We start from the raw sequence: 25,731 nt of genomic DNA on the forward strand, positions 1-25,731 counted from the left end.
AAACAACCGAAGACGAACGGTCGCCCTGGTCTGTCTCAGATCAGGGCGATCTGCTGTGCGATTGCTTGCGCCGCCGCGCGCGGATCGGTCGCCGCCGTGATCGGCCGGCCGATCACCAGATGGGTCGCGCCGGCTTCAAGCGCCGCCTGTGGCGTCGCCGCTCGCGCCTGATCGTCCAGCGCGGCGCCGACGGGTCGCACGCCGGGTGTGACGATCAGGAAGTCGGGCCGCCCCGCCTCGATCGCCAGAGCCCGGGCGCGCGCCGCCTCATGCGGGCTGGAGACGACGCCGTCGATCCCGGCCTCCAGCGCCTGCCGCACACGCCGTTCGACCAGACTGGCCGGCGACAGGCTGTGGTCGTCGGCGGCCAAATCCTCGGCCGTCAGGCTGGTTAGGACCGTGACCCCCAGCACCTTCATCTTCGAGCCCGCCGCGCCGCGCGCCGCCGCCGCCATGACCTGGGGCCGCGCATGGACCGTCAACAGGTCGCAATCCGCGCCCGCCAGATTGGCCGTCGCCTTCTCCACCGTCGCGCCGATGTCGTGCAGCTTCCAGTCCAGGAAGATCTTTCGCCCCTGCGCCTTCAGCTCACGCGCCAGCGCCATGCCGTCGACCGCGAACAGTTGCAGTCCGACCTTGTAGAAGCCGATCGCATCGCCGATCCGCTCGGCCAGGGCGGCCGCCTCGGCCGTCGTCGGCACGTCAAGGGCGCAGATGATCCGCTCGTCGGGCGCACGATCGGAGGCGGTTTGGGGATCGGTCATCGACGGACTCGCGCTGAGCGGCTATGCCGGACACGAGGGCGCGTCGGCAGGGCGGCGTGATGGATTGAGGGCGAGGGCAGGCGATGAACGCAGTCGATTTGGGTGTCAACCTGTTCGTGACCCTGTTCGCCCTGCTGGACCCGATCGGCAATCTGCCGATCTTCGCCGCCGCGACGGCCGGGGCGACCCTGCGCCAGCGGATTTCGGTCTCGGCCCTGATCTGCGCCTTCGCCGCCGTTTTCCTGGCCTTCTTCCTGTTCACGGGCCTGGGCCTGTTGCAGTTCTTCGGCATTTCGCTGGCGGCGTTCCGCATTGCGGGCGGCATACTGCTGCTGTTCCTGGGGCTGGACATGGCGCGCGGCGACTTCCTGGCCATGTTCGCTGACAAGGATGCGCTGGCGGACTCCAAAGACGTGCGCGGCTATGCCCGCAGGCGGTTCCAGCGCCTGGTCGTGCCCTTCGCCATTCCGCTGATGATCGGCCCCGGTGCCATTTCGGCGGTCATCATCCAGGCGGGCGAGGCCGCCAAGCTGGGCTATGCCGGGACCATGGGGTCGCTGGTGGCGATCGCGGCGGCCTGCGCAGTCTCCTTCGTCTGTTTCGCCCTGACCGGGTCGCTCAGCCGCCTGTTGGGCGAGGTCGGCATGGCGATCATCGTCAAGGTGCTGGGCCTGATCCTGTGCGCTCTGGCGATCCAGTTCATCCTGCTGGGCCTGGGCGAGGCCATCCCCGGCATGATCTCCGGCGCGGTGACGACGCCCTATCCGGCGACGAAATAAGGGGTCAGTCCGCGTCGTCCTCGATGGCGTGGATGTCATCGTCGGTCAGGCCCAGGTGGTGGCCGATCTCATGGATCAGGACGTGGGCGATCAGTTCGCCGATCCCCACGTCGCCGCGCTCGCACCATTCGTCCAGGATGGGGCGGCGATAGAGGAAGACCCGCGACGGCTCGGCCGCCGGGCCCAGGCTGTCGCGCCGGCCGATGTCCACGCCATGATACAGGCCCGTCAGCTCGAACGGATCCTCGATCTCCATCTCCGCCAGCGTCGCCTCGTCGGCGAAGTCGTCGATGCGGATGACCACCTCGCCCGCCGCGTCTTTGAATGGTCCGGGCAGGGCGTCGAAGGCCTCTTGCGCCAGGCGGGCGAAGTCATCGAGGGAGGGGGCGATCGGGTCGGTCATGTCCGCGATATCACAGCCCCGACGCTCTGCCGCAACGGGGCGCGATGACGCGATTACGAGACTGCCGCTTTTTCGCGCGCTTAGAGTATGGTTAGCGAATCGGGGCTGAGACTCTTCTCCAGGGACACGAATGGCCGAGGCCGACATCGCCTATGTCGCCACAGCGGGCGCAGCCGGATTGGCCATGGCCGTCAGCGCCTGGGCCTTGCTGCTGCGTGGGCGTTTGCACGAGACCGCCGTCGCCGCCGAGCGCGAGCGGGTCGAGGCCCTGGCCGACCTCAGCCGCCATGACGCCATGCTGCGCGCCTTCGACGACGTCAGCCTGGCCCTGACGCCGGATGGGCAGGCGGCCGGTCTGCCGATCGGTTCGGCCGAACTGATCGCGCGGCTGGCGGGTGAGGACGCCAAGGCCGGGGCCGCCGTGCTGAACAAACTCCGGATCACCCACGGCGCGCTGATCGACGCCCTGGTTCACGAAGGTCAGGCGTTCGAAGGTCTGGTCGCGCTGGACGATGTGGAGCCCTGGCGGATCGAGGGGCGGGTCGCGGGCGGTTCGGCCTGGCTGCGGCTGTCGCCCGCCTCGCGCTTCACCCTGACCGGGGCGGATGCGACGGAAAGCGGCCTGGCCCTGCTGGGCGACGCCTCGCCCACCCCGACCTGGGTCGTGGACGGGACCGGCAAACTGGCCTGGGCCAACCGCGCCTGGCTGAACGAGACCAATGCCGAGAGCATCGACGACGCCGTCGAAAAGGGCGTGTCCTTCGATCGCGGCGCCGACGCCCTGGTCGCCGAGGCCGCGCGGCTGGGCGTGCGCCAGGAGGGCTTCCGCTGGACGACCGGCGGGGGCGCGCGGCGCGCCTGGCGCATCATCGCCGAGCCGGCGGGCGGCGGCGCCGTCACCGCCTTCGCCATTGAGGTGACCGAGGCGGAAGAGACGCGCGACACCCTGCGCCGCCACGTCGACGCCCATGACGAGACGCTGAACCACCTGGCCGACGCCGTCGCCATCTTCGGCCCGCAAAAGCGGCTGGCCTTCCATAACACCGCCTTCCAGACCCTGTTCGACATCGACGCGGCTTGGCTGGACGAACGTCCGACCCATGCCGAACTGCTGGACCGTCTGCGCCAGCGTCGCAGCCTGCCCGAGGTGGTCGACTACGCCGGCTGGAAGGCGCGCGAGCTGGAGTTCTACGGCGCGTCGGAGGCTTCGCCGGACGACAGCTGGTCCCTGCCTGACGGGCGCACCCTGCGCGTCGTGCGCCAGCCGCACCCGCTGGGCGGCATTCTGCTGATCTTCTCGGACATCACCGACGAGCTGAAGCTGCGCAGCCGCTTCAACGCCCAGATCCAGGTCCAGCGCGCGACACTGGACAAGCTGAACGACGCGGTCGCGGTGTTCGGCTCCGACGGCCGACTGCGGCTGCACAATGAGGCGTTCGAGACCTTCTGGAACCTGTCAGCGGACAAGATCGCGACGGCCTCGGATTTCGACGCCCTGGCCGAACTGTGCAAGGCCGTGCTGCCCGATCCCGCCCTGTGGCTGGGGCTGAAGGCGCGCGTCGCCGATCCCGATCCCGAAAGTCGTGTCGCCATCTCCGGCGAGGGCCGGACCGTGGACGGTCGCGTCGCCGCGTGGCAGACCCGACCTCTGCCGGACGGCGCGACCCTGGTCGCCTTCTCGGACGTGACCGCGCGGCGCGGGCTGGAGCAGGCGCTGGTGCAGCGCGAACAGGCCCTGGCCGAAAGCCAGGCGCTGAAGCGCGAGTTCGTGGGCAGCGTCTCCTATGAGCTGCGCACGCCGCTGACGACCATCGTCGGCTATTCCGAACTGCTGGAGACGATGGGCGACCTGCCCGAGCGCAGCCGCCAGCACGCGGGCGCCATCCGCATCGCCGCCAGCCAGCTGGCCCGCTCCATCGACGACGTGCTGGACATGGCCCAGATCGACGCCGGCGAGATGGAGCTTTCGCTGGGCGACCTCAGGGTCTGCGACCTGCTGAGCCAGGCCGCCGAAAAGGTCCGGGCGCGGGTCGAGGGGCGCGGCGCCACCCTGACCGTGTCCTGTCCCGCCGATCTCAAACCCATCCGCGCCGACGAGCACCGCATCGGCCAGGCGCTGGATCATCTGCTGGAGAATGCGGCGCGCGCCGTGTCCGAAGGCGGGGCGGTCGAGCTGAAGGCCGAGACCGGCCCGTCCGAAATCCGCCTGACGGTGTCCGACACCGGGCGCGGCATTCCCTATCATCTGCAGGCCCACGTCTTCGACCGCTTCGTGCGGCGCGAGCGCGGCGGTCCCGGCGTGGGGCTGGCCCTCGTCAAGGCCCTGGTCGAACTGCACGGCGGCTGGGCCGAGGTCGAAAGCGAGCCGGGCAAGGGCGCCGCCTTCATCCTGCATCTGCCGCTGGGCGCCGCGACCACCGCCGCCGCGCCCGAGCTTCAGCTGGAACTCTAGCGCCGCGACGCCTTCGAGGCGTCACGCGCCGGGCCGAACTCGGCGCCGGCGTTCCATTCCGGCCATTGGTCCCCGTCCGCCAGCTCGCGACCGACGGCGTAGATCAGGGCCACATCGGCGGCGGCGGCGTCCATCGTCCAGGTCGAATCCCATTCGTCCGTGGGCTGATGATAGCGGTTCTGGACGTAGTCGCGGCTGGCCGCACTGGCGCCGGTAAAGCCCGCCGCCGGGAACAGGGCCGGCACGCCCTTCAAGGCCAGTGGGAAATGGTCCGAGCGATAGAAGGCCCCGGCCTGGGGCGCCGGATCGGCGATCAGGGTGCGACCCGTCTCGGTCGCATGGCGCGCCAGAATGTCGTCCAGCTGATTCTTGCCCTTGCCGATGACGACCACGTTGGGGTCGATCTCGGTCCCCGGCAGCAGGCTGTCGACGTTGATGTTGACGACCGTGGTCTCCAGCGGCCAGACCGGGTTGGCGGCATAATAGGTCGAGCCCAAGAGGCCCGCCTCCTCGCCCGACCAGGCGGCGAAGACGACCGATCGTTTGGGGCGCGGACCCTCGGCGAAGGCGTTGGCCAGTTCCAGCAGGGCCGCGACGCCGGTCGCATTATCCACCGCCGCATTATAGATCTTGTCGCCCTGGGCGTTCGGCGTGCCGACGCCGTAGCCGTCCCAGTGGGCGCCGTACATGACGGTCTCGTCCGGGCGTTCCGAACCGGGAATGCGGGCGATGACGTTCTTGGTCTCCACCTTGTCGGCGATCTGGCCGAAATCGACGCTCAGGGTCAAGCCGGGCAGGACGACCGGCTTGAAATCGGCGCTGCGCGCGCTGTCCTTCAGGGCGGCGAAATCCAGGCCGGCGGCGGTGAACAGTTCTTCCGCCTTGGCGCGCTGGATCCAGCCCTGGAACGCCGCGCGTTCGGCGTCGGGGTTGGCGCGCACGATGTCGAACTTGGGCGCGGCCGATGAGTTCTGCAGCGTGGACCAGGGATAGCCCGCGCCGGCCGTTTCATGCACCACCAGCACGCCCGCCGCGCCGCGACGACCCGCCTCCTGGAACTTGTAGGTCCAGCGGCCATAGAAGGTCATGGCGTTTCCGTCGAACTTGCCCGCGACCGGATCGCCGTCGGGCGCCTGGAAGTCGGGATCGTTGACCAGGACGACGATGACCTTGCCGCGCACGTCCACGTCCTTGAAATCGTCCCACTGGCGCTCGGGCGCCGTCGCGCCGTAGCCGACGAAGACCACGGGCGCGTCGGTCACTGTGATGTGGTCGGTGGGCCGGTCGCTGGACACCAGAACGTCGGGACCGCGCTCCAGGCTGATGGTCTTGCCGCCGACGGTCGCGGCGACGGTGGCCGGACCGTCCTGGCGGGTGCGCGACAGATGGGCGACCTGAACAAAGGCGCCGTCCGGCCCGCCGCCCTCGGCCCCCGCCGCCTTGAACTGTTCGACCAACCAGGCGACGGTCTTTTCCTCACCGGCCGAGGCGGGCGCGCGGCCTTCGAAATCGTCCGACGCCAGAACCCGAACCGACTCATTCATCCGCGCGGCGTCGATGTTCGGCGTCGTCTCCTGCGCCAGGGCCGGCGAGCAGGCCATCATCAGGGCCAGGATGGAAACAGCGGGGAGGGCGTGGCGCATCGGATACTCCTGATCGAACCGCGCGACCCTGCCTTTCTCAGTCCCGGCTGTCGAGCCAGTCGATGACGCCCTCGGCCGCGACGACGGCGGAGGCGAAGCTGGCCTGAAGCAGATAGCCGCCGGTCGGCGCCTCCCAATCCAGCATCTCGCCGGCGACGAAAACGCCCGGCCGCGCGACCAGCATCAGCCGTTCGTCCACGCCGTCCAGTTTGACGCCGCCCGCCGAGGAAATCGCCCGCTCCAGTCCCTGAACGCCAGTCAGGGTCAGCGGCATGGCCTTGATCCGTTCGGCCAAGGCCCGAGGCGAGGCGGGCAGGGGGCCGGCTTCATACAGCAGGGCGACGGCGGCCGACTCCAACCCGGCCACCTTGCGCAGATGGTTGGACAGGCTGGCCTTGCCGCGCGGCTTGGACAGACGGTCGGTCAGTTTTCCGATCGCTACATCGGGCTTTAGATCGATCTGGATCTCGGCGCGCCCCGCCATTTCGACCGTCGTCCTCAGCGCCGCGGACAGCGCATAGATGACCCCGCCCTCGATGCCGTAGCAGGCGATCATCGCCTCGCCCCGCGCCGTCCGCTCGCCATGGGTGGCAGCGACGCCTTTTAGCGGCTGGCCCGCGAACCGATCACGGAACAGCGCCGACCAGGCCACATCGAAGCCCACATTGGCCGGTCGGAACGGCGACACGGCGGCGCCCTGCGCTTGCAGCCACGGCGCCCAGGCCCCGTCTGAACCCAGACGCGGCCAGCTGGCGCCGCCCAGCGCCAGGACCACGGCGTCGGGTCGTTCGAGCCGCTCGCCGTCCGGCGTCTCGAACGCCAACGCGCCGTCGCGCCAGCCGGTCCAGCGCGAGCGCGTGCGGATCTCGACGCCCTGCGCCTCCAGCCGCGCCAGCCAGGCTCGCACCAAGGGCGACGCCTTCATGGCCTTCGGGAACACCCGCCCGCTGGAGCCGACGAAGGTCTCCTGCCCCAAGGCCTCGACCCAGGCGGTCAGGTCTGCAGGCGTGAACCGGTCGATCCAGGCGGCGGCCGTAGGCTGGGCGGGACCATAGCGGGTCATGAACCGGTCCAGCGGTTCCGAATGGGTCAGGTTCAGCCCGCCGCGCCCGGCCATCAGCAGCTTGCGGGCCACGGACGGCATCCGGTCGTGCACCACGACCGTCGCCCCCGCCTGCGCCAGCCGTTCGGCCGCCATCAGTCCTGCGGGACCGGCGCCGATCACATGAACCTGACGGGGCGATTTCATCATCGGCCCGCTTTGCCCGGTTGCTGTCGCGCTGGCTATAGGCGCCGTCATCGCTATGTTCCCGACCATGAGCGTTGCCTTCACCCGCGAAGAAGATCTGGAAGCCACCGCCGCCGACCTGGCGGACCGCCCGATCTCGCCCCATCCCAATCTGGTCACGCCCGAGGGCTTGGCCGCGATCGAGGCCGAACTGGCCTCGGCCCGCGCCGCCTATACCGCCGCCCAGGTGCAAGGCTCGATCGAGAGCGACCGCACCGCCATGGCCCGCGCGACGCGGGACTTGCGCTACTGGTCCGCCCGGCGCGCCTCGGCCCAGTTGGTCGAGCCCAGTGAAGACGACGGGGCCGTGCGGTTCGGGGGTTCGGTCTCCATCGAGCGCGAGGATGGACGCGCCCAGACCTGGCGCATCGTCGGCGAAGACGAGGCCGATCCGGCCGCAGGCTCGGTCAGCCATGTCTCGCCCCTCGCCCGCGCCGTCATGGGCAAAAGGGTCGGCGACGAGGTGACGGTGGCCGGTCAGTCGGCCGAGATCGTCGCGGTCGGCTAGACCTCAGTTCTGAGTGTCGTCGTCGCCCAGCATATCCCGCATCATGTCCAGGATCAGCTTCTGCTTACGCGCGGGCAGGCGCGGCGCCAGGCGCGTGATCTCGACGCTGGTCTTGGTCGGGCGGTGTTCGTGGTCGAAGGCGGGCGCCTCTTCGGCGACGCCGACCGTCGCGCTGCTGTAGCCGTCGAAGAAGAAGGGGATGCCGACCTTCATGAACTCGGCCATTTCGAAGAGTTTCGAGGCCGAGACGCGGTTCGTGCCCTTTTCGTACTTCTGTACCTGCTGGAAGCTGACGCCGACGGCTTTGGCGAGGGCGGTCTGGGTCAGGCCAAGGTCGAGACGCTTTTCCTGAACGCGACGGCCGACATGGCGATCGACGGGATGCGGATCCTCGTCCTTTTCACGCGCCATCGCCGTCACCCTTCACCTAGATCGCTGCTTGATTCCCCTGGACCCTAGATCGCCGTATCGACGGCCACAAGGACAGGATGAACGCTGTTAGCATCGAGAAAAAGAACAGGAAATCGCCAAATCGACCGTAGGGCGTGACGCCCGTCGGACGGGGCAGGGGGGCGTCGATGACGCCCATGACGCCCGGCTCGAGCCGTTGGCCCTCGACGATTCGGCCCCACGGGTCGATCATGGCCGAAATGCCGGTCGGGGTGGCCCGCGCGATGGGCAGGCCGGTCTCTATGGCGCGATAGCTGGCCAGGTTCAGATGCTGGCGCGGGCCCGAGGTCGCGCCGAACCAGGCGTCGTTGGACGCATTGACGATCCACTCGGGCCGCCCGGCTGCGCCCGGGGTGAAGCCGGGATACAGGCTCTCGTAGCAGATCAGCACCTGCGCCGGCGGGGCGCCGGGAACAGAGATCGGCGCCGGTGTCGGTCCGGCGGAAAAGTCGCTGGGCATGTGCACCAGGCTGCGCAGGCCGATGGAGGTCATGATCGACCCTAGAGGCAGGTACTCGCCGAACGGCACCAGCCGGTGCTTGTCATAAACGGCGGCGACCCTCAGGCCCGCTCCGCCTTCGTCGGCCAGGGCGAACAGGCTGTTGTAATAGCGCGCGCCCTCGGGCGCGGTCAGGTCCGGCTCGCCGCGCGCCAGGCCCATCAGCAAGGTCTGTCCGGGTCGCAGGGCGCCCGCGATGGCCTGGGCGTCGGCGGAGGCGAAGACGTCGTTGGCCGAGGCGGGCAGGGCGCCTTCAGGCCAGACCACGACATTGGGCGTCCGCGCCGCCGCCTGACCGGTCAGGGCGACATAGCGATCTACGATGGAACGATAGGCCTCGGGCGACCATTTGGTTTCCTGCTTCACATCGGCCTGAACCAGACGGACGACCGTGTCGGTGAACTGAAGATCCGACTGCGTCAATCTGACGGCGCCGAAGCCGCCGACGGCGAGCAGGGCCAGGGCGCCCAAGCCCGCAGAGATCAGGCGGCTGCGCTTGTCGCCAGGTCCGATCAGGGGCGCGAAAGCCGCCGTGGCCGCGACCGTCACCAGGCTCAGCCCATAGACGCCGACGACCGAGGCGAATTGAGACATTCCGCCGCCCGCGCGCCAGGTCGCGCCGGCCGGGTTCCACGGAAAGCCCGTCAGCACATGACCCCGCAACCATTCGGCGGCGCAGAACAGGGCGGCGAACAGCAGCGCCCGCACGGCCCCCAGCGGCGCGAACCGACGATAGAGGGCGCAGGCCGTCCCCCAGAAAAGCCCCAGGCCTGCCGGCAGCAGGCTGGCCGCGAACGGCGCCATCCACGCCTGTTCAGGATTGACGAAAAACGCTTCGGCCACCCACCAGCAGCCGACGAAGAAGTAGGCGAACCCCGCCAGCCAGCCCATCCAGAACGCGCCGCGTGCCGTGTCGGACCGCTCTGACAGGATCATCAGCAGCGGATAACCCAGAAGCCCGATCAGCACTCCGAACGGCGGATGAGCGAAGGCCGTCCCGGCGCCGGCCAGCAGCGCCAGAACGATGCGGATCAGCCGCCACGTCAGGGCGCGTTTCCTGTCTGGGAGGGCGCGGATCGGGGCCGCGAAACGGTCCAGCAGGGCGTCGGGGAACATCGGATCAGTCCTGCTTGGCGAGATAGGGGTCCGCGACGCCGATCTGGGCTAGGATTTCGCGCTCCTCAGCCTCCATCTCCTCGGCCTCGGCGTCGTCTTCGTGGTCGCGGCCCAAGAGGTGCAGCACGCCGTGGACGACCAGATGGCTCAGATGATCGGCCAGGGTCTTGCCCTGCGCTTCGGCCTCGGTCGCACAGACGCCATAAGCCAGGACGATGTCGCCCAGATGCGGAAACGCGTTTTCCGGCGCCGGGAAGGACAGGACATTGGTCGGCTTGTCCTTGTCGCGAAACCGCCCGTTCAACTCGCGCATGGCGGCGTCGTCGGTCAGCAGGACGACGATGTCGCCCTTCACGGCGCCCAGCGCGGCCTGCGCCGCGCGTTCGACGACGGCCTCGGTGTCCGGTAGGGCGGCGGTCCAGGCCTCGGCCTCGATTTCAATCTCGATCATGCGAGGTCTTCGAGGTCCGGGGCGGGGCGTCCGCGCGCGGCGTCGGCGTCATAGGCGCGCACGATCCGCTCGACCATGGCGTGACGCACCACGTCGGAAGCCTCGAACTTCAGGATGCCGACGCCCTGAACCCCGTCCAGGATCCGCAGGGCGTGAGCCAGACCGGAGTCGCGCGGGTTCAGCAGGTCGATCTGCGACGGGTCGCCCGTGACCACCATCCGTGCGCCCTCGCCCAGGCGCGTCAGCACCATCTTCATCTGCAGGCGACTGGTGTTCTGAGCTTCATCGACGATGACGAAGGCGTGGCTGAGCGTGCGGCCGCGCATGAAGGCGATCGGGGCGGCTTCGATCTCGCCCTTGTCGCGACGCCGCTGCACGTCCTCGGCGCCCAGAATGTCATTCAGCGCCTCCCAGATCGGCGCCAGATAGGGGTCGACCTTTTCGTTCAGATCGCCCGGCAGAAAGCCCAGCTTCTCGCCCGCCTCGACCGCCGGGCGGGTGATGACCAGCCGGTCCACCTGTCCCCGCCGCAACAGCGACGCGCCATAGGCCGCCGCCAAAAAGGTCTTGCCGGTGCCCGCCGGGCCGACGCCGAAGCTCAGTTCGCACCGGCCCAGCATGTCCAGATAGGCGGCCTGCGCCTTGGTCTTGGGCACGATGGCGCCGCGCTTGCCGCCCGGCAGCGACACGCCCGCCGCCGCCATGCCCGGCGTGCCGCGACCGCCGCGCGCCTGTCCCAGGGCTGCGCGCACGTCGGCCTCGGTGACTTCGGCGCCCAGGGCCGCGCGCTTGGCTAGATCCTCAATTACTTGGCGGGCGTCCGTGCGGTCGCGTGCGCCGCCGTTGACGGAGACCCCGCCGCCCGGCGCCTCGACCAGCACCTTGAAGGCGTCCTCGATCAGGGCGACGTGGCGACTGTTCGGCCCGATGACCGCCCGCAGCTCGGCATCGTTCAAGGGGACGAACTCAGACTCACGCGCCATCAAGCGGCCTTTTCTTTTTGGGCTGTCGCCGAGCCTGCGGGACCCGGCTGCTTGAGCCCGTCTGCTATGAGCCGGCCCGACAGACTGTTCTGCTGGCCGGCGATGATCTCGACCGGAACGATCTGCCCGATCAGATGATCCGCGTCATCGACGTGGACCGATTGAAGATATGGGGATCGACCGATCGCTTGGCGACGGTGGCCGTGCCGTCCCGGCTTGTCGAACAGCACATTCAGCGTCCGGCCTGCCTGCGCCGCGTTAAAGGCGGTCTGCTGTTCCGTCAGCAGGGCGATCAGGCGATGCAGTCGGTCCTTGACGATTTCCGGCTCGACCTGTTTGCCCATGCCCGCCGCCGGCGTGCCCGGTCGCGGCGAATAGGCGAAGGCGAAGGCCCCGGCGTAGTTCACGCGGCGCACCAGATCCAGCGTGTCCTCGAACTCCCGATCCGTCTCACCGGGGAAGCCGACGATGAAGTCGCCCGCGATGGCGATATCGGGCCGTGCGGCGCGGATCCGGTCGATCAGGTCGAAATATTTCTGACGCCCGTGCTTGCGGTTCATCGCCCGCAGGATCCGATCGGACCCCGCCTGAACCGGAAGGTGCAGATAGGGCATCAGGGCGTCCAGATCGCCATGCGCGGCGATCAACTCATCGGCCATGTCGTTGGGATGGCTGGTCGTATAGCGGATGCGGTCCAGGCCGGGGATCTCGGCCAGGGCATAGGCCAGTTCGGCCAGGGTCGCCTTGCGTCCGTCCGGCCGCTCGCCGTCATAGGCGTTGACGTTCTGGCCCAGCAGGGTGACCTCGCGCACGCCCCGATCCGCCAACTGCCGCGCCTCTTCCAGCACCGCCGCCATCGGCCGCGACCATTCGGCGCCGCGGGTATAGGGCACGACGCAGAAGGTGCAGAACTTGTCGCAACCCTCCTGCACCGTCAGGAAGGCGGTCGGCCCCTCGGTGAAGCGGGCTGCGGGCAGGGCGTCGAACTTGTCGTCAGGAGCGAAGTCGGCGCCGATCCGCTCGCCTCGCGCCCGCGCCGTGCGGGTCAGAAGCTCGGGCAGCTGGTGATAGGCCTGGGGGCCGACGACGATATCGACCGCCGGCTGGCGCCGCATGATCTCCTCGCCCTCGGCCTGGGCGACGCAGCCGGCGACGGCGATGGTCAGATCCCCGCCGGTCTCGCGCCGGATGTCGCGCATCTCGCGGAGCTTGCCGAGCTCGGAATAGATCTTCTCGGCCGCCTTTTCGCGGATGTGGCAGGTGTTCAGGATGACGAAGTCGGCGGCCTTCACGTCGTCGGTGACGCCATAACCCAGCGGGCGCAGCACATCGGCCATGCGCTCGGAGTCATAGATGTTCATCTGACAGCCGTAGGTCTTGATGAACAGACGCTTTTCGGGCGCCGTCTCGACTTGAGGAACCAGGGTCTCGGTCATCGTGGGCTTATGATCGCCCGCAAGCGTCGCGACAAGCCGAGCGTCAGCCCGCATCCACATCGGCGGGATCGACCCGCGCCGCATGGCGGGTGAAGATCAGACCTTCGCGCTTGGACGGCTCGGCGCCCTCGATCGCAACGCCATAGAGCTCCAGCTTGTGGCCGATCAGCTGGAAGCCCAGCCGTTCCGCGATCTCGTTCTTCAGCCGCTCGATCTCCGCGTCGAAGAATTCGATCACCTCGCCCGACTTGGTGTCGATCAGGTGGTCGTGGTGATCGTCGCCGGCCTCTTCATAGCGGCTGCGGCCGTCGCCGAAGTCGTGCTTTTCGACCACGCCCGCCTCTTCGAACAGGCGCACGGTGCGATAGACGGTGGCGATGGAGATATGCGGATCGATGGCCGAGGCGCGGCGATACAGCTCTTCCACATCCGGGTGGTCTGCGGCATTTGACAGCACCCGGGCGATCACCCGGCGCTGTTCGGTCATACGCATGCCGCGCTCGGCGCAGAGTTTTTCGATCCGGTCCATGCGCCTAGAATAGGGGCTTGGATCGCATCAGGGAAGCGTCAGGTTGGCGTCAGGCGCACAGAGGTCGCGGCTCATCACCACCGCATCGGTCCGCGATCCGTCGGCGCCCGCATAATAGGCTTTGCGGCGGCCGATCGGGTCGAACCCGGCGCCCTCATACAGGCTGCGCGCGGCCATGTTGTCGTCGGCGACCTCCAGGAACAGCCGCGTCGCGCCGGCCTGGACCGCAGCGACGGCCCCCGCCTCGACCAGACGTCGCCCCAGTCCGTGGCGGCGCGCGGGCGGGACCACGGCCAGGGTCAGGATTTCCGCCTCGTCCACGACGGTCCGGATCAGGATGAAGCCGTCGGGCTCGCTGACCGCCAGCACGCCCGGCTGCGACAGCAGATCGGCGAAGGTGTCGGCGCTCCACGGCGCGGCAAAGGCCTGGGCGTGCAGGGCGGCGAGAGAGGCGGGGTCCGCCGCCGTCATGACGCGGGCTGGCGCGGCTGGCCCGGCAGGCGGCTGGGCGGCGTGGCGTCGGGCGCGCGCAGATAGAGCGGACGGGGCGGCTGGGTCGCCGGATCAGCGGCGGCGGCCAGTCGCGCCAGCGCCTCCGGCGACGGCGCGACCCGGTCGTCTCTATGCGCGAAAGGCAGATCGGGAAAGGCCTGGGTCACGACCGCCGCGCCATTGCCGACCAGGGCGACGCCCGGTCCGGTGTCGGCGATCCGCCGCGCGGCCTCTTCCACCGACAACGCTTCATCGGGGCCAAGCGGCGCCCCGTCGGCGAAGAGGCGCGCATAGACCTGACCGCGTCGCGCATCGATCAGGGCTGCGATGGGGCCGTCTTGATCGGTGAGCGAGGCAGCGAGGGCATCCAGCGCCGATAGACCGACGACCGGCCGATCCAGCGCCGCGCCCAGACCCTGAGCAAAGGCCAGACCGACGCGCAGACCAGTGAACGAGCCCGGTCCGACCGTGACGCCGATCCGGTCCAGGCTGTCGAAACCGCCGCCCGCCTCGGCCATGACGTCGCGCACCAGGCCGCCGATCCGTTCCTGATGTCCCTTGGTCATCGGCTCAAAACGCATGGCGAGCGCGCGATCGTCCTCGAACACCGCCGCCGTGCAGGCGCCGAGCGCCGTATCGATCACCAGAAGTCTCATGGGCGTCTTCTAGGCGGCGCGTCGCAGAACCGCCACCGCGTCCGGATCAGAGGGTCTGCTCGACCCGCGTCACCTCGGGCACATAGTGGCGCATCATCTGCTCGACCCCGGCCTTCAAGGTCGCCGACGACGACGGACAGCCGGCGCAGGCGCCGCGCATCCGCAGGTTCAGCACGCCGGTCGCCTCGTCGAAGGAATCGAACAGGATGTCGCCGCCGTCCTGGGCCACGGCGGGGCGAATGCGGCTGTCCAGCAGGGCCTTGATCTCGGCGACGATCTCGCTGTCGTCCTCGGTATGGCCGTCGGTTTCGCCGCCGGCGCCGCGCGTCAGCGCCTGACCCCAGACGAAGTGATCCATGACGACGCCCAGGATCGGCGCCTTCATCTCCGACCATTCCGGACCCTGGGGCTGGCGGGTCACCGACACATAGTCGGCTCCGAAGAAGACGCCGTCGACGCCTTCCAGTTCGAACAAGGCCTCCGCCAGCGGAGATGCCGTCGCCTCGTCGATGGTGCGGTATTCCAGCGCGGCGGTCGGCGACACGTCGCGGCCGGGCAGGAATTTCAGCACGTTCGGATTGGGCGTGGGTTCGGTCTGGATGAACATGGGCGGGAGATGCGCTCGCCCCCGCCCCGTTGCAAGACCCGAGCGGAACCTAGCGCCGCTTCAGCCCGCCCAGCAGACCGCGCATCAGCTCGCGGGTCAGGGTCGATCCGGCGGTGCGCAGCACCGACTTGGTCAGCGCCTCGACCGGCGTTTCGCGGGTGGACCGACGCGCAGGCTTTGCGGCTTCGCGCGCCGCCCGCGCCTCGGCCTGAGCTTGAGCCTTGGCCCGGGCTTCGGCGGCCTTCTGATCGGCCTTGGCCTGAGCGGCGGCGGCCTTGTCGGCCTCTGCCTGCGCCTTGGCCTGAATTTGGGCCTGGATTTCAGCCTGATCGGCGGCGCTGTGGCGATTGGCCAGGATTTCGGCGGCGGATTCGCGGTTCAGCACCTGCTCGTAAAGGCCCCGCACCGGGCTGGCGGCCATGACGGCGGCGCGCTCGGTATCGGTGGCGGGACCCAAGCGCGAAGCCGGCGGGCGGATCTTGGTGCGGGCCACGATGGTCGGGGCGCCCTTTTCGTCCAGCACCGACACCAGGGCCTCGCCCACGCCCAGAGCCTGAATGGCCTCGGCCGTGTCGAAGGCGGCGTTGGCGCGGAAGCTCTGCGAGGCGGCTTTCAGCCCCTTCTGTTCGGACGGCGTATAGGCGCGAAGCGCATGCTGAATGCGGTTGCCCAGCTGGGCCAGGACGCTGTCGGGAATATCGGCCGGGTTTTGCGTCACGAAATAGACCCCGACCCCCTTGGATCGGATCAGGCGCACGACCTGTTCGACCTTTTCCAGCAGGGCGCGCGGGGCGTCGTTGAACAGCAGGTGCGCCTCGTCGAAGAAGAAGACCAGGCGCGGCTTTTCCGGATCGCCCACCTCGGGCAGCTGTTCGAACAGCTCCGACAGCAGCCACAGCAGGAAGGCCGCATACAGGCGCGGACTGTTCATCAGCCGGGTCGCGTCCAGCACATTGACCTGGCCCCGGCCGTCCAGGCCGACGCGGATCATGTCTTCCAGCTTCAGCGCCGGCTCGCCGAAGAAGGCGTCGCCGCCCTGCTGCTCGACCTGCAACAGCGCGCGCTGGATGGCGGCGATGGAGGCGGGGGCGACGTTGCCGACCTCGCGCCCGATCCGCTCGGCGTTCTCGCCGACATAGACCAGCAGGCTCCTCAGATCGTCGAGGTCCAGCAGCAGCAGACCTTCCTTGTCCGCGACGTGGAAGACGACGGTCAGCACGCCCTCCTGCACCTCGTTCAGGTTCAGCATCCGGGCCATCAGCACCGGGCCGATCTCGGACACGGTGGTGCGGATCGGATGTCCCTTCTGGCCATACAGGTCCCAGAAGACGGTGGGGGCGGCGCGCGGCGTCAGGGTCAGGCCCATCTCGGCTGCGCGGGCGATCAGCTTCTCGTTCGGCGCGCCGACCTGAGAGATGCCCGACAGGTCGCCCTTCACATCGGCGCAGAAGACCGGCACCCCGGCGTCGGAAAAGCCCTGGGCCATGATCTGCAACGTGACCGTCTTGCCGGTGCCGGTCGCGCCGGCGACGACGCCGTGACGGTTGGCGCGGTTGAACAGCAGATTTTCCGGCTGGGCGGCGTCGGACTGGCCGAGGAACAGGCCGGGCAGGGCGTCGGGCATTGGGGTCTCCGATGGCGTCTCCGGCAAAGGTCTAGCGCGTTCCCCTCGCGCTCGGAACAGCGATTGACGGCGACGGCGGGCGGTTCGACAACACGGTCATGAAAAACCCCATCGCCACGCCGTCTTCGGTCGCCGCTCGCAACGCCCTGGGCGTCATCGCCACGGTCGCGGCCGGGGCGGCGATCTACTGGCTGCGGGATATCCTGACGCCGCTGGCGATGGCCATCTTCCTCTTGATCATGATCGACGGGGTGAAGCGGTCGGTCGAGGCGCGCACGCCGTTGAACAGCCGCATGGCCGGGATCGCGGCCCTGACGCTGGTGGTGCTGGCCTTCTTCGCCTCCATCGCCATCATCGTGAACGGGGCGGCGGGCTTCTTCGGCGAGGCGTCCGGCGTGTCGGCCAACATCGGCCCGCGCATCGATCAGATCATTCGCGACGCCTATGGGCTGGTGCGTCTGGCCAATCCGCCCACGGCGCAGGACCTGATCAACGGCGTCGATGTGCGCGGCTGGCTGACCTCCATGGCGTTCCAGGTGCAGGGCATAGCCTCGGGCGCCTTTTTCGTCCTGATCTATCTGGGCTTTCTGCTGGCCTCCCAGGTCGGCTTCCGGCGCAAGATCGTCGCCATGTTCCCGTCAGAAGCCCAGCGCGACGAGGCGGTCGCGGTGTTCCAGCGCGTGCGCGGCGGGGTCGAGGGCTATATCTGGGTGCAGTCGGTGACCGGCGCGATGATCTGCGTCGTCGCCTGGATCCTGATGCGGGCGGTCGGGCTTCAGAACGCCGAGTTCTGGACCTTCGTGATCTTCATCGTCGGCTTCATCCCCGTGCTGGGCGGGGCGGTCGCCGGTCTGGCCCCGCCGCTGTTCGCCCTGGTCCAGTTCGAAAGCTATTGGCCCGCCGCCATCCTGCTGGTCGGTTTGCAGGTGATCCTGTTCGTCGTCGGCAACTTCATCCAGCCGCGCATGCAGGGCGACAATCAGAACATCGACCCGGTCGTGGTGCTGCTGGCCCTGGCCTTCTGGGGTAAGCTGTGGGGCGTGGTCGGCATGTTCCTGTCCACGCCGCTTGCGGTCATGGCCATGGCCATCCTGGCCGAGTTCAAGGGCTCGCGCTGGATGGCGATCCTGCTGTCGGGCGACGGCGAGCCCTATGCGAACGAGGGCAAGACGACCGACAAGCCGAAATCGACCCGCCGCAAACCCAAACCGGAACCCGCAGCGGAGGCCTGATCAGGGCTGCCAGCCGCTGATCTGGTCCGCGTCGCTGTCGCCGGCCAGGGCACCGCGCGTCTTCTTCACCTCGGCCCAGGCCGCGCGCAGCAGGGCAGGCACGCCCTCGCCCGACACGCCGGACACCAGCATGGGACGGCGACCGGCGACGGCCTCCAGCTCGGCGGCCTTCTCCTCGCGCGCCTCGGGCGTCAGGGCGTCGATCTTGTTCAGGGCCAGGATCTCGGCCTTGTCCGCCAGACCCTCGCCATAGGCTTCCAGTTCGCCTCGAATGATGCGGTAGGCCTCGACCACATCGTCCTGGGTGCCGTCGATCAGGTGAATCAGGCTGGCCGAGCGTTCGACGTGACCCAGAAACCGCGTGCCCAGGCCCGCGCCCTCGCTGGCGCCCTCGATCAGGCCGGGAATGTCGGCGATGACGAACCGCTCTGACGGCGACAGGTCCACCATCCCCAGGTTCGGCGCCAGGGTCGTGAACGGATAGTCGGCGATCTTGGGCTTGGCGGCGCTGGCGGCGGATAGGAAAGTCGATTTACCCGCGTTGGGCAGGCCCGCCAGACCGATGTCGGCGATCAGCTTCAGCCGCAGCCAGATCCAGCGTTCCTGCCCTTCCTGACCAGGGTTGGCGTAGGTCGGCGCCTGATTGGTCGGCCCCTTGAAGCGCACATTGCCCCAGCCGCCGTTGCCGCCCTTCAGCAGCAGCTCCACCTTGCCGGGCGTGTCCATGTCCAGCAGGACCGTTTCCTTGTCCTCGTCCAGCACCTGGGTGCCGACGGGCACCTTCAGATGCACGTCCTCGCCCTTGCCGCCATGCATCTGGCGCCCCTGGCCGTGGTGGCCGGTCTGGGCCTTGAAATGCTGCTGATAGCGATAGTCGATCAGGGTGTTCAGACCCTCGACCGCCTCGATCCAGACATCCCCGCCCTTGCCGCCGTCGCCGCCGTCGGGACCGCCGTTCGGGATGAATTTCTCGCGTCGAAACGACACGGAGCCCGCGCCGCCGTTGCCGGAGCGGATATAGATCTTGGCCTGGTCGAGGAACTTCATCGCGGGCTTATGCCGCAGAAGCGCGGCGAATTACAGGCCCGGCGACCCGGCGCTATTTCAGCGCCAGCGTCACCGTCTTGACGTCCACATATTCGTCGATGCCGTGGATCGAGCCTTCGCGGCCATAGCCCGACTGCTTGACCCCGCCGAACGGCGCGACGGCGGTGTATATCAGTCCGGTGTTGACCCCGCACATGCCCGCCTCGATCCGCCGGCTGAATCGCATGGCGCGATCCAGGTCGCGGGTGAACAGATAGGAGGCCAGGCCATAGTCGCTGGCGTTGGCCTTCTCCAGCGCCTCCTCCTCGGTGTCGAAGGCGAAGACGGGGATCATGGGGCCGAACGTCTCTTCCTCGCGGAACAGGGCGTCGTCGCCGCCCAGGGTCACGGTCGGCTGGAAGAAGCGTCCGCCCAGATCGTGGCGCGCCCCGCCGGTCAGGACCCGGCCGCCGTCGGCCTTGATCGCCGCCACATGCTTTTCGACCTTGTCGATGGCCTTGTTCTCGATCAGCGGGCCGACCTTCACGCCGTCGTCGAAGGCGGGACCGACCACTATCTTGGCCACCTCGGCGGCCAGTTTCTCGGCATAGGCCTCGGCGACCGACCGCTCGACATAGACGCGGTTGGGACAGACGCAGGTCTGGCCCGAGTTCCTGAACTTGCCCTTGATGGTTTCGGCCACCGCCAGATCGAGATCGGCGTCGGCGAAGACGATCAGCGGCGCCGCGCCGCCCAGCTCCATCGATACCCGCTTCAGCGTTCCCGCGCATTGCTCGGCCAGTTTGCGGCCCACGCCGGTCGAACCGGTGAAGGAGAGTTTGCGAATGTCCGGGCTGTCGGTCAGCGCCTTGCCGATGGTGGCGGCGTCCCCGGTGACGATCGACAGGGCGCCTTTCGGCAGGCCGGCTTCATAGGCCAGTTCGGCCAGGGCGATGGCGGTGAAGGGCGTCTGACTGGCCGGCTTGACCACGGCGGTGCAGCCTGCCGCGAACGCCGGCCCCAGCTTTCGCGTCAGCATTGCGGCGGGGAAGTTCCAGGGCGTGATCAGGGCGCAGGGCCCGACCGCCTCGCGATAGGTCAGAATCAGATGGCCCAGCGGACTGTCCTGGGTCTCGCCGATCAGCCGCTCGGCCTGGCCCGCGAACCATTTCAGGAAGCCGTTGGCGTAGGTGACCTCGCCCTTGGCCTCCTCGAACGGCTTGCCGTTCTCCAGCGCCATAAGGGCGCCCAGACCCTCCAGATTGTCGTCGATCAGCGCGGCCCAATTGCGCAGGAAGGCCGCGCGCGCGTGCGGATCGGATCGCGACCAGGTCTTGAACGTCTCGCTTGCCGCCGCAATGGCCTGTTCGGTTTCGGCGGCGCCCAGATCGGGGACATGGCCGATCACATCGCCGGTCGCCGGATCATCGACGGCGATGCCGCCGCCGTTGGCCGGAACGGCCTTGCCGCCGATCAGGGCGTGCTGGCGCAGGAGTTTAAGGCCGGCGTCGCGGGCGGTGTAGTTCACGGGATGGCTCCTGTCGCGGTCGTGAAACGAACAAGGCCCCGACGATGCGGGGCCTTGCCGGTCGAATGCTGCAGCCTGGGCTGCGGCCGTCGATTAGTTCTTGGCGTCTTGGGCGGCGCCGGTCACGGCCTGGCCGGCGGCCTGGGTGTCGCGGCCCACGCCTTCGACGGTGTTGCAGGCGGCGGTGGTCAGGGCGGCGGCGGCGGCGACCAGAACGAAAATCTTGCGCATAGGGGAAGCTCCAGGGTTGGCCGGGGTGAACTCCGCCGGTCTCGGCTCATCAACGCGACGCCACCGCTGCGGTTCCGGGCGTCTTGTCCGCCGGATCGACGGGCGCGAGCGCTTCGGGGGTGGCGAAGATCATGCGGGCGATGGTGCCGCCGCCGGCAGGAGTGTCGAACTCGGTCTCGCCGCGCAGCTGTTTGGCGAAGGCGCTCATCAGGGTGCGGCCCACCCCGACCTCGGCGCCGACCTGGGCGCCCGGGCCATTGTCCTCGACTTCCAGAACCGATGTCTCGCCCTGGACGCGGAAGCGCACCTTCAGCTCGCCGCCGCTGTGGGCGAAGGCGTGTTTCTGCGCATTGCTGACCGCTTCGACCAGCCACAGCGCCAGGGGCGCCAGCTTGTCCGGATCGACGTGCAGGGAATCGGCGTCCACCGAGCTGATGACCACCGGTCCGCGTCCGGCTTCGCTGGCGATCAGTTGGCCCACCAGTTCGTTCAGAAACTCGCGCGCATCGGCATGGCGGATGTCGTTGCTCTGGTAAAGGGTGCGGTAGATCAGGGCCAAGGCCGAGATGCGCTGGCGCGTATCGCCCAGAGCCGCCTTGGCCGGCGCATCGGTCAGGGCGCGCTGCTGCATCGACAGCAGCGACGAGATGATCTGAAGATTGTTCTTCACCCGGTGATGGATTTCACGCATCAGCGCGTCCTTTTCCATCAAGGCGTCCGTCAGCTCGCGGTCGCGCAGAGTGATGGCCTCGGCCATCTCGTCCAGGGTGCGCGCCATGGTGCGGATTTCCGACGGGGCGTTCATCGCCTGCAGCGGACGCACCGAGAACCGGCCCTTGGCGTAGATGGCCGCGACCCGCTCCAGATAATCCAGCCAGCGAATGAAGATGCGTTCGGACAGCAGCATCACCGCCGCGAACGCCGTCAACCAAGCGCCCAGCGGCAGCAACAGGGTGCCGATCGGATTGAGCCGCGCCCACGACAGCCATCCCGGCGCGGGGGCCGACAGCAGGGCGTAAAGATCGCCGCCGGCCAGGGCCGCGCCCGCATAGTCGCGGCGCTGATTCTGCGCATCCTTGGCCTCGAACACCGCAGAGCCCTGATCACGCGCTCGGCCGACCCAGCCCGCGATATCGTCGCCAGCCGACAGTTTGAAGACGTCGGGATCGCTGGCCGTCAGAATGCGGCCGGCGCCGTCGGTCAATGCCGCTTCTGCGTCCGAGGGCAGGGCGGGGTCGGCCACATCGGGTTGCAGGGCGGAGAAGGGGATCACGGCGACCATGGCGCCGTCGAACCGGCCCATCGGCCGCTCGGCGCGGGTGGCCACGATCAGCGCGCCCTCATAGCCTGCGCCATCGGGCGCACGCATGACGACCAGTTCTTCGCCATTGCGCAACCGCTGGAACCAGGTCGCCTGGGCGGCGGGCGCCACGCCGGATCTCACGCCGTCCGCCCGGCCCGAGGCGCACACCGCCTCGCCCGTGGGGCTGATGCGATACAGACCCTCGTAACCTTCCAGACGTCCGACCAGCGCCGTCAGGCGCGGTGCGCAATAGGGACCGACCGCATCGGGGCTGAGCGCGCGCAACAGCACCTGGGCGCTGTCCAGCTTGGCCTTGGCGCTGGAGGCGCTGCGTTCGGCCGCCAGTTGAAGGTCCACCTGCCGGTCGTCGGCCTGTCTTTGGAAGTCCGCCTGGGTCTGGATCAGGCTGAGAACGAAGATCGGCAGCAGGGCCATGGCCATGGCCGCGCCCAGTCGAAACCGGATGCCCTGAAAGCGATCCGATTTCCACGTGCGACCGAGCCGCGACCTGGAGGCCTCCCTGCTCGTCTCGTTCACCGCCGCTTAGCTCCGGGCGCCGGCCAGCCTGTCGGCCTCGCCCAGGATCGTGCGCATGGCGTCGCCGGCCGCTTCACCGTCGCGGCCGTAACCGCCCCGCTCCAGCGTGGCTTGCAAGGCCCGGCGTGCGCGGCTGACGCGGCTCTTCACCGTGCCCACCGCGCAGCCGCAAATCTCGGCTGCTTCTTCATAGGCGAAGCCGCCGGCGCCGACCAGGATCAAGGCTTCGCGCTGCTCTTCGGGCAGGGTCTTTAGAGCCTGACGCAGTTCGTCCAGAGCAACGGGCGCCTCGGGATCGTCCACGGCGACCAGGGTCCGCTCGGCGGCTTCCTGATCCAACTGGGACTGACGCCACGAGCGGCGCTTTTCGGAATAGAACTGGTTGCGCAGGATCATGAAGGTCCAGGCCTTCATGTTCGTGCCCATCTGATAGCTGGCGCGCGCATCCCAGGCCTTCATCATGGCGTCCTGCGCCAGGTCGTCGGCGGCGGTCGGGTCGCCGGTCAATGTCCGGGCGAAGGCGCGCAGATGCGGGATCAGCAGGACCAGTTCGCGCTTGAAGCCCTCGTCGTCGGCCGACGCGGGTTTGGGGGCGGCGCCCAGGCGTGAGGTGCTCATGCGGCGCTGTCCGAAGACTTGGCGTCGGCGCGTTTCAGAATATCGAGAAACTCATCGGGCACGGGTTCGTTGACGACCTCGTCGAACATGTGCCGCAGCTTAACGCCAATGGCCTGCTGGCGAAGGCGAGCTTCTTCAAGCCCTGCCTCCCCCTTCTGGTCGCCTTTGGGACGAGAGGAGTCCGGAGAATCGATCATAGACAGAGCCAAGCCCACCCAACTGTCATCGCGAAGAGATGTCGGTCTCAAACGTCATCAGACCAGCCGGGTTCCTGCATGGACGTCTTTTAATGCTAAAGCTTGTTTGCCACGGCGGAACCGTGATGCGAATGTGACGTTTAGGCTGATGTAACGCCCCGCCTTGCCGGCCGGGCTGTGATTTGTCGGGGACTATCTGAATGAGCCTTCTGGCCAGACTCGCGCCGCACCTTCCTTATGTGCGCCGTTACGCACGCGCCCTGACCGGCGATCAATCCACCGGCGACAACTATGTCCGCGTCGCTCTGGAGGCCTTGGCCGCCGGCGAGCAGCAGCTGTCGGCTGACATGACGCCGCGCGTCGCTCTTTATCATGTCTTCCACGCCATCTGGTCCTCGACCGGCGCGCAGCTGGAAACCGGCACGCTGGAAACCACGGGCAGCGACGCCTCGCAGCGTCTGCTCCGCATCGCGCCGCGCTCGCGTCAGGCCTTCCTGCTGACCGCCCTGGAAGGCTTCACCCCTTCGGAGGCCGCGCAAATCCTGTCCGCCGACCCCCGCGACGTGGAGCGTCTGATCGCTGACGCCCAGGCCGACATTGACGCCGAACTGGCTACCGATGTTCTGGTCATCGAGGACGAGGCCATCATTTCGGCCGACATCCAGAGCCTGGTGACCGAACTGGGTCACCGCGTCACCGGCACCGCCACGACGCACGACGAGGCGATCGACGCCGTCGCCCGCCACAAGCCGGGTCTGGTGCTGGCCGACATCCAGCTGGCCGACGGCTCGTCGGGCATCGATGCGGTCAAGGATATCCTGAAGACCATGGACGTGCCGGTGATCTTCATCACTGCCTTCCCGGAACGCCTGCTGACCGGCGAGCGTCCCGAGCCGACCTTCCTGATCACCAAGCCCTTCCAGCCGGAAACGGTGAAGGCGGCGATCAGCCAGGCGCTGTTCTTCCACCCGTCGCGCCAGAAGGAAGCCGCTTAAAACGCGATCTTTCGCTGACGACAAGATTGGCCTCGGTCCTTCGGGATCGAGGCCTTTTCTTTAGTGTGCGCCGGCGTTGATGGGACAAAGTACGAAAGCGCAAAAAAAGCGATCGAGGTCGGGAACCGGCTTCGGGCGCCGTCGTTATCGGTCTGTGGAGGCGGCGACGCCCCCCGACTTGATCTGCGAAAGCTGATCATGCCGCCTCCGCGCCTCATTCTCGATGATGCCACTTCAAAGCGATCCGAAAGGGTCGCTTTTTTCTTGGCGCGCACCTCGACCGAAGCCGCCGTCGCGGCCAAGATGGTGGTCAAAGAAAACGCACGGAGAGACGCCAATGGCTTCGACAAGCGGCAAGACGAACCGTCAATGGGTGCTGCGCCAGCGCCCCAAGGGCCTGATCCAGCCCGGCGATCTGGAACTGGTCGAGACGGCCATCCCTGATCTGAAGGAGAACGAGGTGCTGGTCCGCACCGTCTATCTGTCGCTGGACCCGACCAATCGCACCTGGATGAACGATTCCGAGGGTTATCTGCCGCCGGTCGGCCTGGGCGAGGTCATGCGCGGCCTGACGCTGGGGGTGGTCGAAGCCTCGCGATCCAGCCGCTTCAAAACAGGCGATGTCGTCATGCCGACCTCGGGCGGCTGGGCCGACTATGCGGTCGTGCCGGAAGGCGGCCTGCGCCCGGTGCATCGTGCGCCCGGTTTGCCGCTGACCGCCAATATGTCGGTGCTCGGCATGACCGGCCTGACCGCCTATTTCGGCGTCACCGACGTGTTGAAGGCCAAGGAAGGCGAGACCATCGTCATCTCGGCGGCGGCCGGCGCGGTCGGCTCCATCGCGGGGCAGATCGCCAAACAGCGCGGCTGCCGCGTCATCGGCATCGCGGGCGGCCCGCAGAAGTGCGCCTGGCTGACCGACGAACTCGGCTTCGACGCAGCCATCGATTACAAGAATGAGGATGTCGGCGAGGCGCTGGACCGCCTGGCCCCGGACGGCGTCGATCTGAACTTCGAGAATGTCGGCGGCGACATCATGATCGCGGTGTTCAACCGTCTGAAGGTCCATGGCCGGATGGCGGTCTGCGGCCTGGTGTCCTCCTACAATGCGACCAAGGCGCCGCCTTCGCCGAACTTCGCGCGCATCATCACCCATCGTCTGCACGTCCAGGGCTTCCTGGTCCTGGACTACGCCCCGCGCGCTCGTGAGATGGTGGCTGAGATGGGCCCATGGCTGGCGGATAGCCGTTTGAAGTGGAAGGTTCACGTCGACGACGGGCTGGAAGGCGCGGTGGAGTCGTTGAATCGCTTGTTCACCGGCGATCACGACGGCAAGCTGCTGGTTCGCGTTTCCGAAGAACCCGCCTGAACCCAAGGTCTGCGC

Annotated in this window: 26 protein-coding genes; 6 read left to right on the forward strand and 20 right to left on the reverse strand. The window is 68.2% G+C overall.

Annotated features, from left to right (window positions below; translation table 11 throughout):
• Window positions 1-35 precede the first annotated feature (35 nt).
• Window positions 36-764 (reverse strand): orotidine-5'-phosphate decarboxylase, encoded by a 729-nt coding sequence (gene pyrF / locus ABIB58_RS12740; RefSeq protein ID WP_185224375.1) that lies wholly within the window; start codon window positions 762-764, stop codon window positions 36-38.
• 83 nt (window positions 765-847) lie between these two features.
• Between pyrF and ABIB58_RS12745 the strand changes: the two genes are divergently transcribed.
• Window positions 848-1,543, forward strand: coding sequence for a MarC family protein (locus ABIB58_RS12745; protein WP_017505485.1), 696 nt, complete (start codon window positions 848-850; stop codon window positions 1,541-1,543).
• A gap of 4 nt (window positions 1,544-1,547) precedes the next feature.
• Here the strand turns inward: ABIB58_RS12745 and ABIB58_RS12750 are convergent, their stop codons facing one another.
• Complete coding sequence (locus ABIB58_RS12750; RefSeq protein ID WP_292076215.1) at window positions 1,548-1,946, reverse strand: metallopeptidase family protein; 399 nt, start codon at window positions 1,944-1,946, stop codon at window positions 1,548-1,550.
• Window positions 1,947-2,076: 130 nt separating this feature from the next.
• Here ABIB58_RS12750 and ABIB58_RS12755 point away from each other — a divergent pair, with 130 nt between their 5' ends.
• Window positions 2,077-4,398: a sensor histidine kinase gene (locus ABIB58_RS12755; protein ID WP_354041291.1), complete on the forward strand. Its 2,322-nt coding sequence runs from the start codon at window positions 2,077-2,079 to the stop codon at window positions 4,396-4,398.
• On the opposite strand, the gene ABIB58_RS12760 is transcribed toward ABIB58_RS12755, so the two are convergent.
• A complete protein-coding gene (locus tag ABIB58_RS12760) occupies window positions 4,395-6,041 on the reverse strand; it encodes a M28 family metallopeptidase (protein ID WP_045809511.1) in 1,647 nt (548 codons plus the stop codon). The two genes, ABIB58_RS12755 and ABIB58_RS12760, sit on opposite strands and share 4 nt — an antisense overlap.
• Window positions 6,042-6,078: 37 nt before the next feature.
• Window positions 6,079-7,293 carry a TIGR03862 family flavoprotein gene (locus ABIB58_RS12765; protein WP_354041293.1) on the reverse strand — a complete coding sequence of 405 codons (1,215 nt, stop codon included), beginning with the start codon at window positions 7,291-7,293 and terminating at the stop codon, window positions 6,079-6,081.
• Between the two features lie 64 nt (window positions 7,294-7,357).
• Here ABIB58_RS12765 and greA point away from each other — a divergent pair, with 64 nt between their 5' ends.
• Window positions 7,358-7,837: a transcription elongation factor GreA gene (gene greA, locus ABIB58_RS12770; protein WP_295215526.1), complete on the forward strand. Its 480-nt coding sequence runs from the start codon at window positions 7,358-7,360 to the stop codon at window positions 7,835-7,837.
• Between the two features lie 3 nt (window positions 7,838-7,840).
• On the opposite strand, the gene ABIB58_RS12775 is transcribed toward greA, so the two are convergent.
• Genes ABIB58_RS12775 through ABIB58_RS12820 form a run of 10 tightly spaced genes read right to left on the reverse strand, consistent with a single transcriptional unit; the run spans window position 7,841 to window position 16,680 of the window.
• A complete protein-coding gene (locus tag ABIB58_RS12775) occupies window positions 7,841-8,248 on the reverse strand; it encodes a helix-turn-helix domain-containing protein (protein ID WP_017505491.1) in 408 nt (135 codons plus the stop codon).
• Between the two features lie 16 nt (window positions 8,249-8,264).
• Window positions 8,265-9,902: an apolipoprotein N-acyltransferase gene (gene lnt, locus ABIB58_RS12780; RefSeq protein WP_354041296.1), complete on the reverse strand. Its 1,638-nt coding sequence runs from the start codon at window positions 9,900-9,902 to the stop codon at window positions 8,265-8,267.
• A gap of 4 nt (window positions 9,903-9,906) precedes the next feature.
• On the reverse strand, window positions 9,907-10,353 hold the full coding sequence (ybeY, locus tag ABIB58_RS12785) for an rRNA maturation RNase YbeY (RefSeq protein WP_354041298.1): 447 nt from the start codon (window positions 10,351-10,353) through the stop codon (window positions 9,907-9,909).
• Window positions 10,350-11,336, reverse strand: a complete 987-nt coding sequence (locus tag ABIB58_RS12790; RefSeq protein WP_354041300.1) for a PhoH family protein — start codon at window positions 11,334-11,336, stop codon at window positions 10,350-10,352. Before ABIB58_RS12790 ends, ybeY begins: the two co-directional genes overlap by 4 nt.
• Window positions 11,336-12,772 (reverse strand): tRNA (N6-isopentenyl adenosine(37)-C2)-methylthiotransferase MiaB, encoded by a 1,437-nt coding sequence (gene miaB / locus ABIB58_RS12795; RefSeq protein ID WP_354041302.1) that lies wholly within the window; start codon window positions 12,770-12,772, stop codon window positions 11,336-11,338. Before miaB ends, ABIB58_RS12790 begins: the two co-directional genes overlap by 1 nt.
• Before the next feature lie 43 nt (window positions 12,773-12,815).
• On the reverse strand, window positions 12,816-13,301 hold the full coding sequence (locus tag ABIB58_RS12800) for a Fur family transcriptional regulator (protein WP_017505496.1): 486 nt from the start codon (window positions 13,299-13,301) through the stop codon (window positions 12,816-12,818).
• 27 nt (window positions 13,302-13,328) lie between these two features.
• Complete coding sequence (locus ABIB58_RS12805; protein WP_354041304.1) at window positions 13,329-13,772, reverse strand: GNAT family N-acetyltransferase; 444 nt, start codon at window positions 13,770-13,772, stop codon at window positions 13,329-13,331.
• On the reverse strand, window positions 13,769-14,449 hold the full coding sequence (gene tsaB, locus ABIB58_RS12810) for a tRNA (adenosine(37)-N6)-threonylcarbamoyltransferase complex dimerization subunit type 1 TsaB (RefSeq protein ID WP_354041306.1): 681 nt from the start codon (window positions 14,447-14,449) through the stop codon (window positions 13,769-13,771). The genes ABIB58_RS12805 and tsaB overlap by 4 nt, the downstream gene beginning before the upstream one ends.
• A 46-nt stretch (window positions 14,450-14,495) precedes the next feature.
• On the reverse strand, window positions 14,496-15,056 hold the full coding sequence (locus tag ABIB58_RS12815; RefSeq protein ID WP_354041308.1) for a NifU family protein: 561 nt from the start codon (window positions 15,054-15,056) through the stop codon (window positions 14,496-14,498).
• A gap of 49 nt (window positions 15,057-15,105) precedes the next feature.
• The gene (locus ABIB58_RS12820; RefSeq protein ID WP_185224383.1) at window positions 15,106-16,680 is read right to left on the reverse strand and encodes a helicase HerA-like domain-containing protein; all 1,575 of its coding nucleotides are present in this window, start codon (window positions 16,678-16,680) and stop codon (window positions 15,106-15,108) included.
• Between the two features lie 98 nt (window positions 16,681-16,778).
• Here ABIB58_RS12820 and ABIB58_RS12825 point away from each other — a divergent pair, with 98 nt between their 5' ends.
• The gene (locus tag ABIB58_RS12825) at window positions 16,779-17,912 is read left to right on the forward strand and encodes an AI-2E family transporter (protein ID WP_185224384.1); all 1,134 of its coding nucleotides are present in this window, start codon (window positions 16,779-16,781) and stop codon (window positions 17,910-17,912) included.
• Here the strand turns inward: ABIB58_RS12825 and obgE are convergent, their stop codons facing one another.
• The 6 genes from obgE to nepR all read right to left on the reverse strand — a co-directional run bounded on the left by obgE (window position 17,913) and on the right by nepR (window position 23,352).
• On the reverse strand, window positions 17,913-18,959 hold the full coding sequence (gene obgE, locus ABIB58_RS12830; RefSeq protein WP_055808874.1) for a GTPase ObgE: 1,047 nt from the start codon (window positions 18,957-18,959) through the stop codon (window positions 17,913-17,915). It lies immediately after the preceding gene.
• Between the two features lie 52 nt (window positions 18,960-19,011).
• Complete coding sequence (locus tag ABIB58_RS12835; protein ID WP_354041311.1) at window positions 19,012-20,466, reverse strand: NAD-dependent succinate-semialdehyde dehydrogenase; 1,455 nt, start codon at window positions 20,464-20,466, stop codon at window positions 19,012-19,014.
• A 93-nt stretch (window positions 20,467-20,559) separates the two neighbouring features.
• Window positions 20,560-20,697 (reverse strand): entericidin A/B family lipoprotein, encoded by a 138-nt coding sequence (locus tag ABIB58_RS12840; RefSeq protein WP_017505506.1) that lies wholly within the window; start codon window positions 20,695-20,697, stop codon window positions 20,560-20,562.
• A gap of 49 nt (window positions 20,698-20,746) precedes the next feature.
• Window positions 20,747-22,441 (reverse strand): sensor histidine kinase PhyK, encoded by a 1,695-nt coding sequence (phyK, locus tag ABIB58_RS12845; RefSeq protein WP_045809523.1) that lies wholly within the window; start codon window positions 22,439-22,441, stop codon window positions 20,747-20,749.
• A 102-nt stretch (window positions 22,442-22,543) separates the two neighbouring features.
• Window positions 22,544-23,155: a sigma-70 family RNA polymerase sigma factor gene (locus ABIB58_RS12850; protein WP_017505508.1), complete on the reverse strand. Its 612-nt coding sequence runs from the start codon at window positions 23,153-23,155 to the stop codon at window positions 22,544-22,546.
• Complete coding sequence (gene nepR, locus ABIB58_RS12855; RefSeq protein ID WP_045809524.1) at window positions 23,152-23,352, reverse strand: anti-sigma T factor NepR; 201 nt, start codon at window positions 23,350-23,352, stop codon at window positions 23,152-23,154. The genes ABIB58_RS12850 and nepR overlap by 4 nt, the downstream gene beginning before the upstream one ends.
• A 200-nt stretch (window positions 23,353-23,552) precedes the next feature.
• On the opposite strand from nepR, the gene phyR reads away from it, so the two are divergent.
• Both phyR and ABIB58_RS12865 read left to right on the forward strand, forming a co-directional pair.
• Window positions 23,553-24,347, forward strand: coding sequence for an anti-anti sigma factor/receiver protein PhyR (phyR, locus tag ABIB58_RS12860; RefSeq protein WP_026108480.1), 795 nt, complete (start codon window positions 23,553-23,555; stop codon window positions 24,345-24,347).
• 337 nt (window positions 24,348-24,684) lie between these two features.
• Window positions 24,685-25,716, forward strand: coding sequence for an NADP-dependent oxidoreductase (locus tag ABIB58_RS12865; RefSeq protein ID WP_354041315.1), 1,032 nt, complete (start codon window positions 24,685-24,687; stop codon window positions 25,714-25,716).
• Window positions 25,717-25,731: the final 15 nt, after the last annotated feature.

The sequence above is a fragment of the Brevundimonas sp. UYEF29 genome (assembly GCF_040546195.1).
Lineage (GTDB): Bacteria > Pseudomonadota > Alphaproteobacteria > Caulobacterales > Caulobacteraceae > Brevundimonas > Brevundimonas huaxiensis.